The organism is Vibrio sp. T20 (assembly GCF_007858795.1).
GTDB lineage: Bacteria > Pseudomonadota > Gammaproteobacteria > Enterobacterales > Vibrionaceae > Vibrio > Vibrio satsumensis.
This window is the reverse complement of sequence record NZ_VFEB01000091.1, coordinates 1-13,994: the sequence shown is the minus strand read 5'-3', so window position 1 is coordinate 13,994 and position 13,994 is coordinate 1. Positions and strand designations below refer to the sequence as shown.

At 44.5% G+C, this 13,994-nt stretch carries 13 protein-coding genes; 9 read left to right on the top strand and 4 right to left on the bottom strand.

The genetic code is table 11. The annotated features are described in order from the left end of the window. Positions 1-24: 24 nt before the first annotated feature. From FTW16_RS09775 to dbpA, 8 genes are all read left to right on the top strand, one after another. On the top strand, positions 25-2,184 hold the full coding sequence (locus FTW16_RS09775; protein WP_146490896.1) for a type I secretion system permease/ATPase: 2,160 nt from the start codon (positions 25-27) through the stop codon (positions 2,182-2,184). Then, the gene (locus FTW16_RS09770; protein WP_146490895.1) at positions 2,177-3,502 is read left to right on the top strand and encodes an HlyD family type I secretion periplasmic adaptor subunit; all 1,326 of its coding nucleotides are present in this window, start codon (positions 2,177-2,179) and stop codon (positions 3,500-3,502) included. Before FTW16_RS09775 ends, FTW16_RS09770 begins: the two co-directional genes overlap by 8 nt. 33 nt (positions 3,503-3,535) lie before the next feature. After that, positions 3,536-4,849 (top strand): TolC family outer membrane protein, encoded by a 1,314-nt coding sequence (locus FTW16_RS09765; protein WP_146490894.1) that lies wholly within the window; start codon positions 3,536-3,538, stop codon positions 4,847-4,849. Beyond that, positions 4,849-5,487, top strand: a complete 639-nt coding sequence (locus tag FTW16_RS09760; protein WP_146490893.1) for an OmpA family protein — start codon at positions 4,849-4,851, stop codon at positions 5,485-5,487. The genes FTW16_RS09765 and FTW16_RS09760 overlap by 1 nt, the downstream gene beginning before the upstream one ends. Then, positions 5,487-6,431: a PstS family phosphate ABC transporter substrate-binding protein gene (locus FTW16_RS09755; protein WP_146490892.1), complete on the top strand. Its 945-nt coding sequence runs from the start codon at positions 5,487-5,489 to the stop codon at positions 6,429-6,431. Before FTW16_RS09760 ends, FTW16_RS09755 begins: the two co-directional genes overlap by 1 nt. A 209-nt stretch (positions 6,432-6,640) precedes the next feature. Further along, positions 6,641-7,228 (top strand): hypothetical protein, encoded by a 588-nt coding sequence (locus FTW16_RS09750; RefSeq protein WP_146490891.1) that lies wholly within the window; start codon positions 6,641-6,643, stop codon positions 7,226-7,228. Positions 7,229-7,445: 217 nt separating this feature from the next. Continuing rightward, on the top strand, positions 7,446-8,354 hold the full coding sequence (locus tag FTW16_RS09745) for an aldo/keto reductase family oxidoreductase (RefSeq protein ID WP_146490890.1): 909 nt from the start codon (positions 7,446-7,448) through the stop codon (positions 8,352-8,354). Positions 8,355-8,502: 148 nt separating this feature from the next. Next, a complete protein-coding gene (dbpA, locus tag FTW16_RS09740; RefSeq protein ID WP_017064348.1) occupies positions 8,503-9,882 on the top strand; it encodes an ATP-dependent RNA helicase DbpA in 1,380 nt (459 codons plus the stop codon). Positions 9,883-10,006: 124 nt separating this feature from the next. On the opposite strand, the gene FTW16_RS09735 is transcribed toward dbpA, so the two are convergent. Then, positions 10,007-10,180 (bottom strand): hypothetical protein, encoded by a 174-nt coding sequence (locus tag FTW16_RS09735; protein ID WP_017630126.1) that lies wholly within the window; start codon positions 10,178-10,180, stop codon positions 10,007-10,009. 284 nt (positions 10,181-10,464) lie between these two features. On the opposite strand from FTW16_RS09735, the gene FTW16_RS09730 reads away from it, so the two are divergent. Further along, on the top strand, positions 10,465-11,301 hold the full coding sequence (locus FTW16_RS09730; protein ID WP_146490889.1) for a DUF6279 family lipoprotein: 837 nt from the start codon (positions 10,465-10,467) through the stop codon (positions 11,299-11,301). Positions 11,302-11,386: 85 nt separating this feature from the next. On the opposite strand, the gene FTW16_RS09725 is transcribed toward FTW16_RS09730, so the two are convergent. From FTW16_RS09725 to FTW16_RS09715, 3 genes are all read right to left on the bottom strand, one after another. After that, the gene (locus FTW16_RS09725; protein WP_086712861.1) at positions 11,387-12,010 is read right to left on the bottom strand and encodes a PolC-type DNA polymerase III; all 624 of its coding nucleotides are present in this window, start codon (positions 12,008-12,010) and stop codon (positions 11,387-11,389) included. A gap of 70 nt (positions 12,011-12,080) precedes the next feature. Then, complete coding sequence (locus FTW16_RS09720; protein WP_146490888.1) at positions 12,081-12,482, bottom strand: PPC domain-containing DNA-binding protein; 402 nt, start codon at positions 12,480-12,482, stop codon at positions 12,081-12,083. A gap of 112 nt (positions 12,483-12,594) precedes the next feature. Then, on the bottom strand, positions 12,595-13,800 hold the full coding sequence (locus tag FTW16_RS09715) for a DEAD/DEAH box helicase (protein ID WP_017630130.1): 1,206 nt from the start codon (positions 13,798-13,800) through the stop codon (positions 12,595-12,597). Between the last annotated feature and the right edge of the window lie 194 nt (positions 13,801-13,994).

The following is a 13,994-nucleotide window of genomic DNA, read 5'->3' as shown; positions in this document are numbered from 1 at the left end:
CAGTCTATAAAAGGAAGTTTTAGATTGGTAGAACAAAAAGACAGCTGGCTAGGTTGTGTTGAGTGGTTGTGTGAGCATTTTAATGTGCGTAGCCACCCGTCCAAAATAGTGTCTGGCCTACCTTTAGACCAAGGAAGGCTTAATGAGTCCCTTTTCCCAAGAGCGATTGAGAAATCAGGCTTGACTCTGAGTCATGTAAAAAAAGAGTTGCTGACTCAATGTCAGTTTCCGGTTGTTGCTGTGAAATCAGCGACAGGTTTTCCTGTAGTCGTTACCCAAGGCTCGGGTGGTGACTTTGATGTTTTAGATTGTGAAAGTGATTCTAGTCAGACTATCTCGCTAAAAGAGTTGGTCGCACAAGTCGAACCTTATGTTTGGCAAGTTGGCGCTCAAGCTCTCGATGATGCTCGTGTTCAATCGCACGAACGCAGTGACAGTAAATCAAACACGCGCTGGTTGTGGCGTGTGGTCAAAGAAGTGAAACCTTGGTATCGAGACCTGTTTATCGCTTCGTTCTTGATCAACGTATTGGCGCTAGTCGTTCCGCTCTTTACCATGAACGTGTACGACCGTGTGGTACCAAACCAAGCGTTTAACACGCTTTGGGTACTGGCCGCAGGCGTTGGTATTGTCGTTGTTTTTGATTGGGTATTGAGAAGCTCACGAAGCTCTGTGACTGATATGGCGGGGCGCTATATAGACAACAAGTTGTCTTCTCAGTTGTTCTCAAAAGTTCTCGGAATGAAACTCGAAAACCGACCACAATCGGTGGGTGCATTCGCAAGGCAGCTTCAAGACTTCGATAGCGTAAAAGATTTCTTCACTTCCATATCTTTGGTCACGTTAGTCGACTTACCGTTCACCTTGTTGTTCCTGTTTCTTATCGGTTGGCTCGGTGGCGCGATGATGTTCATCCCAGTCGCAATCATGTTGGTATTGATTGTCCTGAGCATTGCGATGAAAGGTAAAGTCGAGAAAACATTCGATGAAACCGCACGTTTGTCGACACAAAGACAAGCACAGCTGTTTGATTGCTTAACAACCCTTCCGGATATCAAGCAAAACAATGCTGAGGGTCTTACCCAGAAGCGTTGGGAACAGACTATTTCATCGCTCTCTCAATGGCAGACTCAATCTCGACACTACTCCAATATCGTGACGCACTCTATTCAGTCGAGTCAACAGATCGTCACCATCACTTTGATTATCTTCGGTGTGTATCAGATCTCTGAAGGCCTACTCAGCATGGGGGGGTTAATTGCAGTGGTGATGCTGAGTGGGCGAGCAGCGAGTTCAGTGAATCAGCTTTCTCTTCTATTACTGAGGTTTCAACAAACCCGTTCGGCAGTCGAAGGCTTGAACCAGATAATGGAACTGCCTCAGGAAGAGTCGAAACATCAGGTGATAGACAAGGGGGATTTTGACGGTGGGGTAAGGCTTGATGAAGTGACGTTCACTTACCCAGAAACTCAAAGCCCTGCATTGAAGGATATCTCACTGGAGATAAAGCCCGGTGAACGAGTTGGCCTTGTTGGTGCGGCAGGCTCGGGCAAAACAACCCTACTATCGATTGTTGCTCGCCAGTATATGCCAACAACAGGACAAGCTTTCTATCAAGAGATTGATGGGCAATTATGGCCAACCAGTGTTCTGCGTAGTGGCATGGGCTGGGTGGGGCAAACCACCAATCTTATTTTTGGCAGTGTTTACGACAACGTTACGCTTGGTGCGACCAATGTTGATGAAGTAAAACTAAGACAAGCGCTTCAACAGTCGGGTTTGAACGGCTATATGGGGCGTTTGAGCAATGGTCTTGAGACACCAGTTGGCGAAGGTGGCCGGTTGTTATCTGGCGGCCAACGCCAAGCTGTCGCCATTGCAAGAGCACTATACCGTTGTCCAAAGTTATTGATCATGGATGAACCAACCAGCGCGTTAGATAACCAAGCTGAGATACAGTTCTTCAATGCACTGCAAAGTATGCCGAGAGAAACTTCTATGCTGATCAGTTCGCACAAATCTTCATTCTTAATGATGTGTGACCGCGTGATCGTTTTAGATAAAGGTCAAATCGTGGCGGAAGGTGCGCCTAAAGATATTCTCTCGCTTCAGAAGAAAAGTGTACCCAAAGGGGCGAGTCGTTTTAAGACGGTATCTGTAGTGAAGGGAGGCCGTCATGAGTAACGATATTCAGTGGACCAACAACCACTTAGCATTCCGCTCTCGAAAGCTGATTTGGCTAAGTGCACTGTTGATTGTGTCGATCATTGGCTGGGCGACGTGGGCAACTCTCGAAGAAGTGGTGATTGGTGAGGGCAAGGTGGTGCCTAGCCTTTCAGTACAGACGATTCAGAGCTTAGAAGGGGGCTTGGTTCAAGAGATTATAGTGCGACAAGGCCAATCTGTTGTGAAAGGGCAACCTCTCGCTAAGTTAGAAGACACACGCTTTAAGGCGGCGTTTTTAGAGTCGGCTCAACAAGCGGATACCTTGCTTGCTCAGCAATTAAGATTAAAGGCGGAGCTGTCGACGGTCGTTTTAAATAACGATGCAAAAGAGTGGTATGAGCGAGTAGTCTTAGTACCGCAAAATATCATTGTTGATGTATCAAGCCACCCTGCGTTAATGAACGCCAAGGCGAACTATCGAGAGCGTTTAGGACAGTTGAAATCTGAACTGGAAGAGGCGGCACTTCGTATCGAACAACAAGACCAGGCTCGAGTCGATACGCTTAATAATATTCAGACGTTAGAGAGCAGCCTAGATATTGTAATTCGAGAGCGCAACATGTTGAAAGACGTGGTGGCGAGTGGTGCTGTAGCAGAAGTTGAACTGCTGAAACTGAACCGTGATGTGGTCAAACTCAAAGGTGATATTGCTAGCTCAAAAGTAGCAGCGCAGAAGCAGATAGCCGCCTACTCAGAGTCGATAGCGGATCATCGAAGCATTGCCTTAGATTTTCGTACCAAAGTACAAGGTCAGTTGAATGAAGTGGCGAGCAAGATAGCACAGCTGAACGAAAGCCAGCAGGCAATTGCCGACCAACTCAAGCGTACCGAAATTGTTGCGCCTGTTGATGGCACAGTCAAAGAGATCTTTGTGCGTACCATTGGTGGTGTTGTTCGTCCCGGCGAGCCGATCATTGAGATTATCCCGTCAAACAGTGACCTGATTGTTGAAGCGAGAATCTCTCCACAAGATATCGCGTTTGTTCATAAGGGGCTGGGCGCGACAGTGAAATTTACGGCCTATGATTTCGTCATTTATGGCGGACTTAAAGGCGAGGTGATTTACGTGAGTGCCGACGCCTTACAAACGGAAGACGGCAACGCCTATTATCGCGCCCATATTCAGTTAAACGAAGACCAGCAACAAAACTCTGCCTTTAGCATTATCCCAGGGATGCAAGTCGCGGTTGATATATTAACCGGAGAGAAAACAGTATTGAGTTATTGGTTAAAACCTATTTTACGAGCTAAGGAAAACTCACTTCGCGAACGATGAAGTGCGTTAAGCATAAATATAAAAGGAAGTGTAATGCATTCAAAATTCTTACTCTCTTCTTGCTTACTAATGAGTGGGCTGTCTCAAGCAGCTTCATTAGAAGAATCCGTGGCCTTTGCCATCGACTATAGTCCTGAGATATTGGCGCAATACTCCCGATATCAATCGGTGATAAGAGACGGTGACGCGGCGAGTGGTTTGTATATGCCGCAAGTTAATTTGTACGCAGCGGCAGGTTATGAAGAGACGCGCTACAACAGTGGTAGCAAACTCGACACTGATGATCGAGGCCTAACGCGAACGGAAATTGGCGTTAAAGTTTCTCAGTTACTATTCGATGGTTTTAAAACGACGTCGAATGTCGATCGACTGACGTTCGAAGCTGAAGCTGAACGATTAACCCTGATTTCTCGCGCTGAAAACGTATCGTTAGATGTAGTGAGAAATTATCTTGATATCCTTAAAGCAGAGACGCTGCTTGAGTTGTCTAAGCGCAACGTAAAAGAGCACCAAGAAATCTATCAAGATATCCAAGATAAAAAGAGCAAAGGCTTGAGTAGTAACTCGGATTTGGCTCAGATCTCCGCCCGTGTTGCCACAGCACAGTCCTCACTTATTGCCGCTCAGAACAACCTTTTTGATTTGCAAACACAGTACCTACGCTTGGTTGGTAAACCTGCGGTGAACTTGGTTTATCCTCGTTTTGATTACGCTTTATTGCCAAGCTCAGCACAAGTCGCACTTGAACAGGCTGTCGAGAATCACCCAGAAATCAAGGCATCTTTGTTTGATATCGACGCGGCTCGTAAAGAGATGCGCCGTGAGAAGGGAGATTACTACCCAGAGCTTAAACTTGAGCTTCATGCTAACAAGAATGACAACGTATCTAACCCTCCAGGTGGTGTCGATGAAGATGCTCGACTGATGTTGACGATGGATTATGACCTGTTTAATGGCTTCTCTACCGATTCCAGAGTTGAATCATCGGCTTGGCGAGTTGAAGAAGCAAGAGCGATACGACTACGAACGGAGCGTGAGGTTAGAGAAGGTACACAACTGGCTTGGAACGCATACAAAATGCTAGAACAGCAAAAATCCCTACTTCAACAGAACGTTGATGCAGCGAAAATTGCAGAGCTCGGCTATATCCAACAATTTAATGTTGGTAGACGAAGCCTACTCGATGTACTTGATGCGAAGGTCGAGGTGTTCTTGGCTCGAAGAAACTTCATTAGCACTGAATATGATCAAACGTTAGCGGCTTATCGAGTATTGAATGCGATGGGCATGTTGACGTATGCGTTAAGGATTGAACATCCAGAAGAGTGGCAAGGGGAGAACAAGTAATGAGACATTTTAAACTAGCGCTACTTAGCTCTATCTTGCTGATGGGATGTGCAGAAACGCCTGATACGACCATGACACGCCATCAAATTGATGACTTAGCGGATAATGACCGCGATGGTGTGATTAATCAGCGAGATCTTTGTGCCGATACGCCAGAAGGTGTAGCGGTAGACATTAAAGGGTGTGCCAATTGGAAAATTGTCGAAGACGTTGAAGTATTAAGCGTGGCATTTGATTTTGATAAGTATGACCTTAAACCTGATCATACGGCTGTATTAAATGAGTTGGTGCGTTTACTAGGAGAGCAACCTGACGCCTCAATTACCTTGGTAGGTGATACCAGTTCTGAAGGTACAAACGTTTATAACAAAGCACTGGCCAAGAAAAGAACTGGCGTGATTCGAGACGCATTGATTGACAGAGGCGTTGATGGTGAGCGTATTTTCGAACAAGAGTTTACTCAGATCACTAGCCTAACTCAGCATCTTCACAAACGTAAGCGCAGAACGATTGCGGTGATTAAAACAGAAAGCATGGAAGTGAATCCATCTTGGAACATCTTCACTTCAGAAATGCAGCTCGATAGTAATAGCGATGTTGAGTCTAAAACGTCGATTGATCCAGTAGGAGGCCAGTAATGAAACGTCTATCTAATAAATCGGGCTTGCTGCTTGCTGCTGTACCTGCGTTGCTATCTGCATCGACATTAGCTAATGATGTCAGTGACATTGGTTTGGTCGCGATTGAGCCTAATATGCAGGGACTTGTTGAAGACCTGCTTGAGAGCCAAGAGATCGACTTAGAAATCTTGTTGAGTGACAGCGTCCCAGAACAGATGATCATGCAGCGCTCGCGTGTTGGTATCACTTCCAAAAAATGGACTGACAAAGAGATGGCTAGGTTTGACATGCGCTACGGTTATAGACCGACAGAGCTGATGTTTACCGCTGACGTGATTGCGATTCTGGCCAATGAGGAAAATCCTGCTACATCGATCACTGTTGCTGAACTCATCGATGTGTTTGGGTGTTCTAACGATCCTAAACACCCGAAATGGTTGGCTAGTAGTGATGCTCGTAATGGTGAAAGCCTAGATGCTCACATGTTGCCTTTCGCCATTGATCATAACCTGAAGGGGCACACCACCTTCTCAAGTTGGGTTGAGTGTGAAACGGACGGGGAATACGCTCATACTCAATTTTTAGCGGATTTACCGCATCTTATAAATAAGATTGAAGATGAAGAAGCTGCTATTGGTTACACCGTATACTCTGATAAAATTTCTGATGTGAAATGGTTGAGTGTTGTCGATAACTTAGGGGTTAATTACGACCTTAACAAAGAGACAATCCTCTCTGGGCGTTACCCATTAGCGACTGTGTACTACATGTACTTGAACATCCCTGCACACCGTAAAGGGTTTACTGAGCAAGAGAAGTTCTTTATTGGTCTAACGCTTTCTGAAGACCATCAAGAGGTACTAAATCAGTACGGTTTCATCAGCTTACCACCAGAAGCGATTCAACGTAACAAAGTGAGATTGTCGCTTGAAGAACCTGCAATTGAAGGTGGATATAAGTAATGGGTACGACGTGTTGTAATCTTACTGGCGGAGTGATATCCTTACTTTTGTAATGGTTCTCAACGTGACGGATTACGTTATTCGGTGATGAATTTATCTGCGGGCATGTATGCCCGTTTTTTTTCGCCTAAAGTTTGCGACTCGAGCAGTTGTTTGTCGATTGGTCACGTATAATGGATACTTCATATAGCGCTAAATAAGCCCAGTCGATGAAAATCTTTCAAGTTCTAATCTTGCCTTTAATGCTGTCCCTTAATGCTTTTGCATTTTCCGCACAAGCAACCGAAAGCTGGTGGCTAAGAACAGTATTTAACAGCAGCCCAAGCCTGCCGAATTCTCAAAACTATATTAACGATATCGACTTGATGGATTGTGGTGAGACCGAAGGCACTTTGTTGTGTAGTGACTTAACCCAATATTACGATCTGGACGTTTATGTTGAACTGGAGTTGGGGGACTCAAGCGTTGAAACAGTGCACTTAAACCTGCCATATTCGAACCTAAGTTACACAAAGCTTCAGGCGTACCTTCGCCAAGATGGCTTTGCTCTCAGTTCAATTCGTATTGGCGAAGATGAATTCGATGTTACTGCTCAACTCGAACGAGCTCGAAATGAAGGTGTTGGTTTCGATAAGGTGGATAAACAGCTGGTCGAATTTATCAACGCGCCACACGGTTCATCAGAGCAAATGAGTGTATGGAATGTTCCTAACTTATCTTCTCCTGGATCTTCCTCTCCTTGGATTCAGTTACATAGTGATGGTGACAACTTAACGGTTGAACTTAATCGCTTTTAATTGCTCAAATTTATAGATAGTTTCGTTATTTATTAGGCTAAACAAGCCTTTCAGGAGAACGGCTCGCGGGCAGACGGCAAGTTATAATTCATTTAAGTGTTCGTTTTTCTGCGGCTCTCACATTTTTAGTAAGCGTTTGCCTTTGCCATTTGTTATACGTTGAGCCTTCGGTAAAACGAGCTTAGGATACGTTCAGTATTGATAAAGGAGACAACCCATGGTTGCAAAAGTAACGATAGCGCCACAAGGCCCAGAACTTTCTGAGTTGGTGCAAGGATACTGGCGTATAGCAGAATGGGGTATGACCCCGCAACAACGCCTGACTTTCCTGAAGCAACACATTGATCTTGGTATCACAACGGTTGATCACGCGGATATTTACGGTAACTACCAATGTGAAAAGTTATTCGGTGAGGCATTGGCGCTTGAACCAAGCCTTCGTGATGATATTCAAATCGTCACCAAGTGCGATATTAATCTATGTGGTGACCACACTCCTGATCGTAAGATCAATCACTATGACACCAGCGCACACCATATTTACCAATCGGTAAATAATTCTCTAGAGCGTTTGGGTGTAACCGAACTCGATGTATTATTGATTCACCGCCCAGACGTATTGATGGATGCAGATGAAGTAGCAGAAGCGTTCGCAGAGCTACACAAAGTAGGTAAAGTTAAGCACTTCGGTGTTTCTAACTTTTCACCGCGTCAGTTCGAACTGCTTCAATCTCGCCTCGGTAAGCCGTTAGTGACCAACCAAGTTGAAATCAACCCATTGAACTTCGAAGTGGCTCATGATGGCACACTAGATCAACTGCAGATGAACCGCATTCGCCCGATGGCGTGGTCTTGTCTTGGTGGTGGTAGTATCTTCAGTGGTGACTCAGCACAAGCGATTCGTGTTCGTGATGAGCTAGAAGCGATTCGTCAAGAAGTGAGTGCAGACAGCATTGATCAAGTGATCTACGCATGGGTACGCCGTTTACCATCTAACCCAATTGCCATTATTGGCTCAGGTAAGATTGAGCGCGTTAAGACAGCTGTTGATGCACTGAAAATTGAACTGACTCGCGAACAATGGTATCGCGTGTGGGTAGCTTCTAAAGGCCACGGTGTGCCATAGGAAGCAATTCGTATAGAAGCAAAAGCCAGCTAAGAAAGCTGGCTTTTTTGTGCTCGCCTAACATGTTTCTTCAAAACTGTGATTAAGGTGGAATAATTTTCAAAAACACTCATAATGCACTCTGTTTTTCACCAGTTGGATATTTCCATTGAGCACTTCAAAATTCTCTTCAATCGCCCTTAAGCCAGAGCTTCTAAATACGTTGGATTCTCTTGGTTATACTGAAATGACGCCGATCCAAGCGTTAAGTCTTCCTACTATCCTAAATGGCAAGGACGTTATCGGTCAGGGTAAAACGGGTTCAGGTAAAACAGCTGCTTTCGGTTTAGGCGTGCTGCAGAACCTACGCGTTAAGCGTTTCCGTGTTCAGTCTTTAGTGTTATGTCCGACTCGTGAGCTTGCAGACCAAGTAGCAAAAGAGATTCGTACTCTTGCTCGCGGTATTCACAATATTAAAGTGCTGACACTTTGTGGCGGTATGCCAATGGGCCCACAGATTGGTTCACTAGAGCATGGCGCACACATTCTTGTGGGCACACCTGGTCGTATTCTTGATCACCTAGAGAAAGGTCGTATTGATCTGTCTGAGCTGAACACACTTGTGTTAGATGAAGCTGACCGCATGCTAGAAATGGGCTTCCAAGACGCTTTGGATGCAGTGATTGAAGCAGCTCCAAAAGAACGCCAAACTCTACTATTCAGTGCTACTTTCCCTAAACAAATCAAGTCTGTTGCAGACCGCATCATGCGTAACCCAGAAATGGTGAAGGTTGAATCAACACACGATCACTCAAGCATCCAACAACACTTCTACAAGCTAGAAGGCTCTGAAGCTCGTGATGACGCTCTAGAGTTGTTGTTACTTCATCACCAACCGGAATCTGCGGTTGTGTTCTGTAACACTAAGAAAGAAGTGCAGAACGTAAACGATGAGCTAAGCCACCGTGGTTTCAGCGTTATCGAACTTCATGGCGATATGGAGCAGCGTGAACGTGACCAAGCTTTGGTTCAGTTCTCAAACAAAACGATCTCGATTCTAGTTGCGACAGACGTTGCGGCTCGTGGTCTTGATGTTGATAACCTAGACGCAGTATTCAACTTTGAATTGTCTCGCGACCCTGAAGTTCACGTACACCGCATTGGTCGTACTGGCCGTGCAGGAAGCAAAGGCGTCGCTATCAGCTTCTTTAGCGAGAAAGAGATGTACCGTGTTGCTCAAATTGATGAGTACATGGATATGCCAATCGAGCCATCTGAACTACCAGCAAAACCAATTGCTAAGCCATACTACTCAAACATGGTTACCATCCAGATTGATGGCGGTAAGAAAGCTAAGCTTCGTGCTGGTGATATTCTTGGTGCATTGACGGGTCAAGGCGGCATTGATGGTAAATCAGTAGGTAAGATCAATCTGTTCGCAATGCGTGCTTACGTAGCGGTAGAAAGATCTGTGGCTAAGAAAGCACTGAACAAAATCGAATCAGGTAAAATGAAGGGTCGTCAATTCCGCGCCCGAATCCTGAAGTAATTCGAGACTGAATCCCTTTGCTGCGATATGTCTAATTAATGGCATTGCAGTAAAGGGTGTTCCACAAAATGTCACTCAAGCTTCTTCTCTTAGGTTTATTGACCTAGTCCTCTATACTAAAGCATTATTCATCGGGTCTTATCGAATAAAGATCGTTGATATGTTTTCCTTCGCTAACATACCAATTCATCGCTTCCTGTCGATTGTGAACGAATATCGTGATTGTGGTTATTGAACCATCGTCAAAATAACAAAGCTCATATTCTAAATCGCTTGGGTGCTCAGGAATAGCGGCCATAGCTTGCCTCCCAAATAATCAATCATTTGAAAATACGCTGACCCGATTCTTTTATAGGGTTCGCACTACGTCAAATGAGTAATAAAAATCAAGTTATATCACTGCCGTTAATTATTTTTAGTTTAATCATTTGCCTAAATAGACGGTTTAGCAAGGTGAAGTCTCAATTTATCTTAAAGTTTTTACGATCAGCTGCTTTTATAGCTAATGTTATAAGATCAATAGTGAATCTGATAAAGCTGTTTACAGGTTCGCTGATCAGTAGAAGTTTGTGAGAGGGTGTAATGAGAAAATGCCGTTGGTTAATGTTATTGGTGTGCTTCCTATTTACGGGGTGTGGGACGAAATTCGCCTATAACAATATCAGTTGGTTTGCGGTGAGTTATATCGAAGACTTTGTTTCCTTATCTAATAGTCAAGAGTCCGAGCTAGAAGCCCGTCTAGACTCATTGCAAGCCTGGCATAAAGAAACTCAACTCCCATTGTACATTTCGCAATTAGAAGCGATTCAAAGTATTACTCGTCCTGATATGAACTCTGCCTTTATCGTCGACCAAAGTGAGCAAATTAAAAATCATATTCGCTCGATCGTTAATAAATTTGCACCCGATGTTTACGCGTTAAGTATGCAACTTAGCCCTAAGCAAGATAGCGAGTTCTTAAAAAACTTTAGAGAAAAGCAGCAAGACTATTACGAAGGAAGATTGTCGTTGAATGACGAAGATTCCAGAGAACGATATCGAAATCGAATAGAAGAGAGGCTAGAACGATGGCTAGGATCGGTATCGAAAGAACAAAAGCAGATTATTTATACTTGGTCTCAAGAGTGGGTAAATACCAACGATAACTGGCGCCAATATCAAAATAATACCTACCAAGATCTCACAACACTGATGGAAAAGAAGAGTGACCTACATATCGCTCAGCCAATTATTATGAACTTGCTTCTGAATAACGAAGCTTATTATCCAGATGAATTGGAATCTAAGCTTAATAAGAATATGCAAACATCAGCCAAATTCTTGGTGGATATCGCCGCCACCAGTAGTGATAAGCAATGGTCTTATTTCATGAATGAGTTAGAGAGCCTTAAAGCAACGCTGGTGGCATTGCAGGAGTAGGGTGCAAGTAAGCTTCGTTAATAACTAAAAAGGCTGATCGCGTTAAACTAATCAGCCTTTCAAACATTATCGTATGGTAAGGGTTTTAACCTCGATTACTCATCAACAGCTTTGCAATAGAGCCTTTAGCGGTCTTAGATATTTTCTGCATCAGTTGAAAGCTCGGCTGTTGAATACCGTGGTCGCTTTGTAGTTCATCAATCATCAATAACCACAGTCTAGCTGTCATTTCTGAATCGGCTAACGCTCTGTGGAAAGTACCGTCGTTGTCGATATTCTTGAAACGCACAAGGTCGCCTAGCTTATGAGTCGGTGCGTCTTGGATTAGACGACGAGCAATCAGCATTGAGCATGCAAACTGTCCATTGTAATCGCGACCAATATTATCTAATTCCGCATCAAGAAAGCGCTTATCAAATGAGGCATTGTGAGCGACAAGTTGGCTGTCTTGAATGAAGTCTGCAAACTCATCCATCACTTCACTACAACTGGCCGCTGTGCTTAACATACGGTTACTGATTCCGGTATAACCTTCAATGAATCCACTAACACGAAACCCTGGGTTCATGAGTTGTTGGAAGGTGTCGACGACTTCGCCGTTAACGAGTTTCACCGCACCGATTTCAATCGCTCGGTCACCCATGTTTGGTGATAAGCCTGTGGTTTCGAAATCGAGAACGATAACGGAGTCTGCGGAGTTTGGAGCCATCGTGTTTCCTAATTACTATTGGGTGGTATCGCTTTATATGAGGCGTTTGGTGCTGTTACGAGTGAAGCTATTATGTGTTACTGCTGATAGTGAGCTCAGTGTAACCCGTCGAATCGTCATGCTCTCTGTTAAAGGTCAAAGTATCGTAACGGTGAACAATCAATTCAGCGGTGGTTGCGATAATCGTCCCTTCAAGCAGGTGCCCGCCAATCACATCGCCATTCTCATCAGCAACGGATATATGAACGTGCTGGTGGTTAGGCGTTAGCGTTGCCATTACAGATACGATTTCGAATGGAGCTTGAACTTGCTTGGTGTTGCTGGCATTAGCTAAGCGAATATTGAGTTGAGAAACACATCCGACACAAGAAGCAATAGAGCCTGCAGAGATATTGTGCGCTGTCACTAGCCTCTGGATCTCAAGCTTTAGATCTTGTCCTCGGGTTAACCTCGTTGCGATAGGAGTAATCATCTCAATACCTCTGTTTTATCTGTGTATCAAAGAACAAAACGAAGCCACATGGGGCTTCGTTTAAGTTATACGTCGGCTAACACGTTATCGCTGCTAGTTAAGCTTTGATAGTTTACTTGCCTTCTTTCTCTTGCTGTTCTCTTTTCTTCTTAGGAACGAAATTCAGCACTGAAATCGGTACTTCTTTACGCGGCTCGAAACCTTCCACTACACGACGTTCAATCAGGTGACCAAGGCGCTTTTCAATAATGCACAGGTTTTTGAAGTTGTCTTTTGATAGGAAAGAGATCGCTTCACCAGATGCATCAGCACGGCCAGTACGACCAATACGGTGAACGTAGTCGTCTGCTGGGAAAGGCAGGTCGTAGTTCACTACGCGGCTTAGATTATCGATATCAATACCACGAGCAGCAACGCCAGTCGCTACCAAGTATTTTAGGCGACCTTTCTTGAAGTCAGCCAAGATCTTTTCACGGATCGCTTGGCTGCGTCCACTGTGGAAAGCTTCAGCCTGAATGCCACGTTTCTCTAGTTGAGCAACCAACTTAGCCGCACCGTGCTTGGTTTCGATAAAGATTAGCGCTTGATCCCAATTACCTTCGGTAATCATGTGGCTCAACAGTGCTGACTTACGATCTTTATCTACCGTTACCAACCATTGCTCAATGTTCGCTTTAGACGCATCAGTTTTGGCAATTGAAATCTCTTCTGCTTCGCTGATAGCACTTTTCGCTAGCGCACGAACTGGCGTTGAAAGCGTTGCTGAGAACAGTAGGTTTTGGATGTCTTGTGGTAAACGCGCAATGATCTTGTTGATGTCTTCAATGAAACCCATGTCTAGCATGCGGTCTGCTTCATCAAGAACCAAAACTTCAACTTCATCAAAGTGAACGGCACGTTGTCCGTACATGTCGATCAAACGGCCAGGTGTTGCAACCAGAATATCAACACCTTCAATCAGACGGTCTTTTTGGTGTTGGTAAGATACGCCACCGTACATCGCTAGTGATGTTAGGTTTAGGAACTTGGCGTACTTAGTGATGTTTTGCTCAACCTGAACAGCCAGCTCACGAGTCGGTGTCAGGATCACGGCGCGAATACGTTTTTTACGCTGCGTTTCACCTTTGCTTAGCATTTCTAAGATAGGGAGAACAAAGCTCGCAGTTTTACCTGTACCTGTTTGTGCTGCCGCAATAAGGTTCTTACCAGAAAGTACAATTGGAATTGCTTTTTCTTGAATCGAAGTTGGCTTTTCATAGCCTTGTTTTGCAACGGCTTTAACAATAGGTGAGCTTAATCCAAGCTTGGAAAATGGCATAAGTTTCTCGGTATGATTTGGCTAAATAGCGATGGAAAGGTTCAATAATCTTATACAAGGATAAGATTAATGGCGGCATTCTACCATGTTGCTTGTGTACTACTAGGGCATGTTGATCTTTCGAGCTGATTTTTGCAGCGAGTTGCTGGGTATTTATACAAGGCAGAGGCTTTGATGTGTAGCTAGCCTACATG

What these genes read in the sequence shown, in the direction of transcription:
- FTW16_RS09725 (WP_086712861.1), bottom strand. Translation starts at nt 12,010, where the DNA reads ATGGCTCCAAACTCCGCAGACTCCGTTATCGTTCTCGATTTCGAAACC.
- FTW16_RS09715 (WP_017630130.1), bottom strand. Translation starts at nt 13,800, where the DNA reads ATGCCATTTTCCAAGCTTGGATTAAGCTCACCTATTGTTAAAGCCGTT.
- FTW16_RS09770 (WP_146490895.1), top strand. Translation starts at nt 2,177, where the DNA reads ATGAGTAACGATATTCAGTGGACCAACAACCACTTAGCATTCCGCTCT.
- FTW16_RS09760 (WP_146490893.1), top strand. Translation starts at nt 4,849, where the DNA reads ATGAGACATTTTAAACTAGCGCTACTTAGCTCTATCTTGCTGATGGGA.
- FTW16_RS09765 (WP_146490894.1), top strand. Translation starts at nt 3,536, where the DNA reads ATGCATTCAAAATTCTTACTCTCTTCTTGCTTACTAATGAGTGGGCTG.
- FTW16_RS09735 (WP_017630126.1), bottom strand. Translation starts at nt 10,180, where the DNA reads ATGGCCGCTATTCCTGAGCACCCAAGCGATTTAGAATATGAGCTTTGT.
- FTW16_RS09745 (WP_146490890.1), top strand. Translation starts at nt 7,446, where the DNA reads ATGGTTGCAAAAGTAACGATAGCGCCACAAGGCCCAGAACTTTCTGAG.
- FTW16_RS09720 (WP_146490888.1), bottom strand. Translation starts at nt 12,482, where the DNA reads ATGATTACTCCTATCGCAACGAGGTTAACCCGAGGACAAGATCTAAAG.
- FTW16_RS09730 (WP_146490889.1), top strand. Translation starts at nt 10,465, where the DNA reads ATGAGAAAATGCCGTTGGTTAATGTTATTGGTGTGCTTCCTATTTACG.
- FTW16_RS09750 (WP_146490891.1), top strand. Translation starts at nt 6,641, where the DNA reads ATGAAAATCTTTCAAGTTCTAATCTTGCCTTTAATGCTGTCCCTTAAT.
- FTW16_RS09755 (WP_146490892.1), top strand. Translation starts at nt 5,487, where the DNA reads ATGAAACGTCTATCTAATAAATCGGGCTTGCTGCTTGCTGCTGTACCT.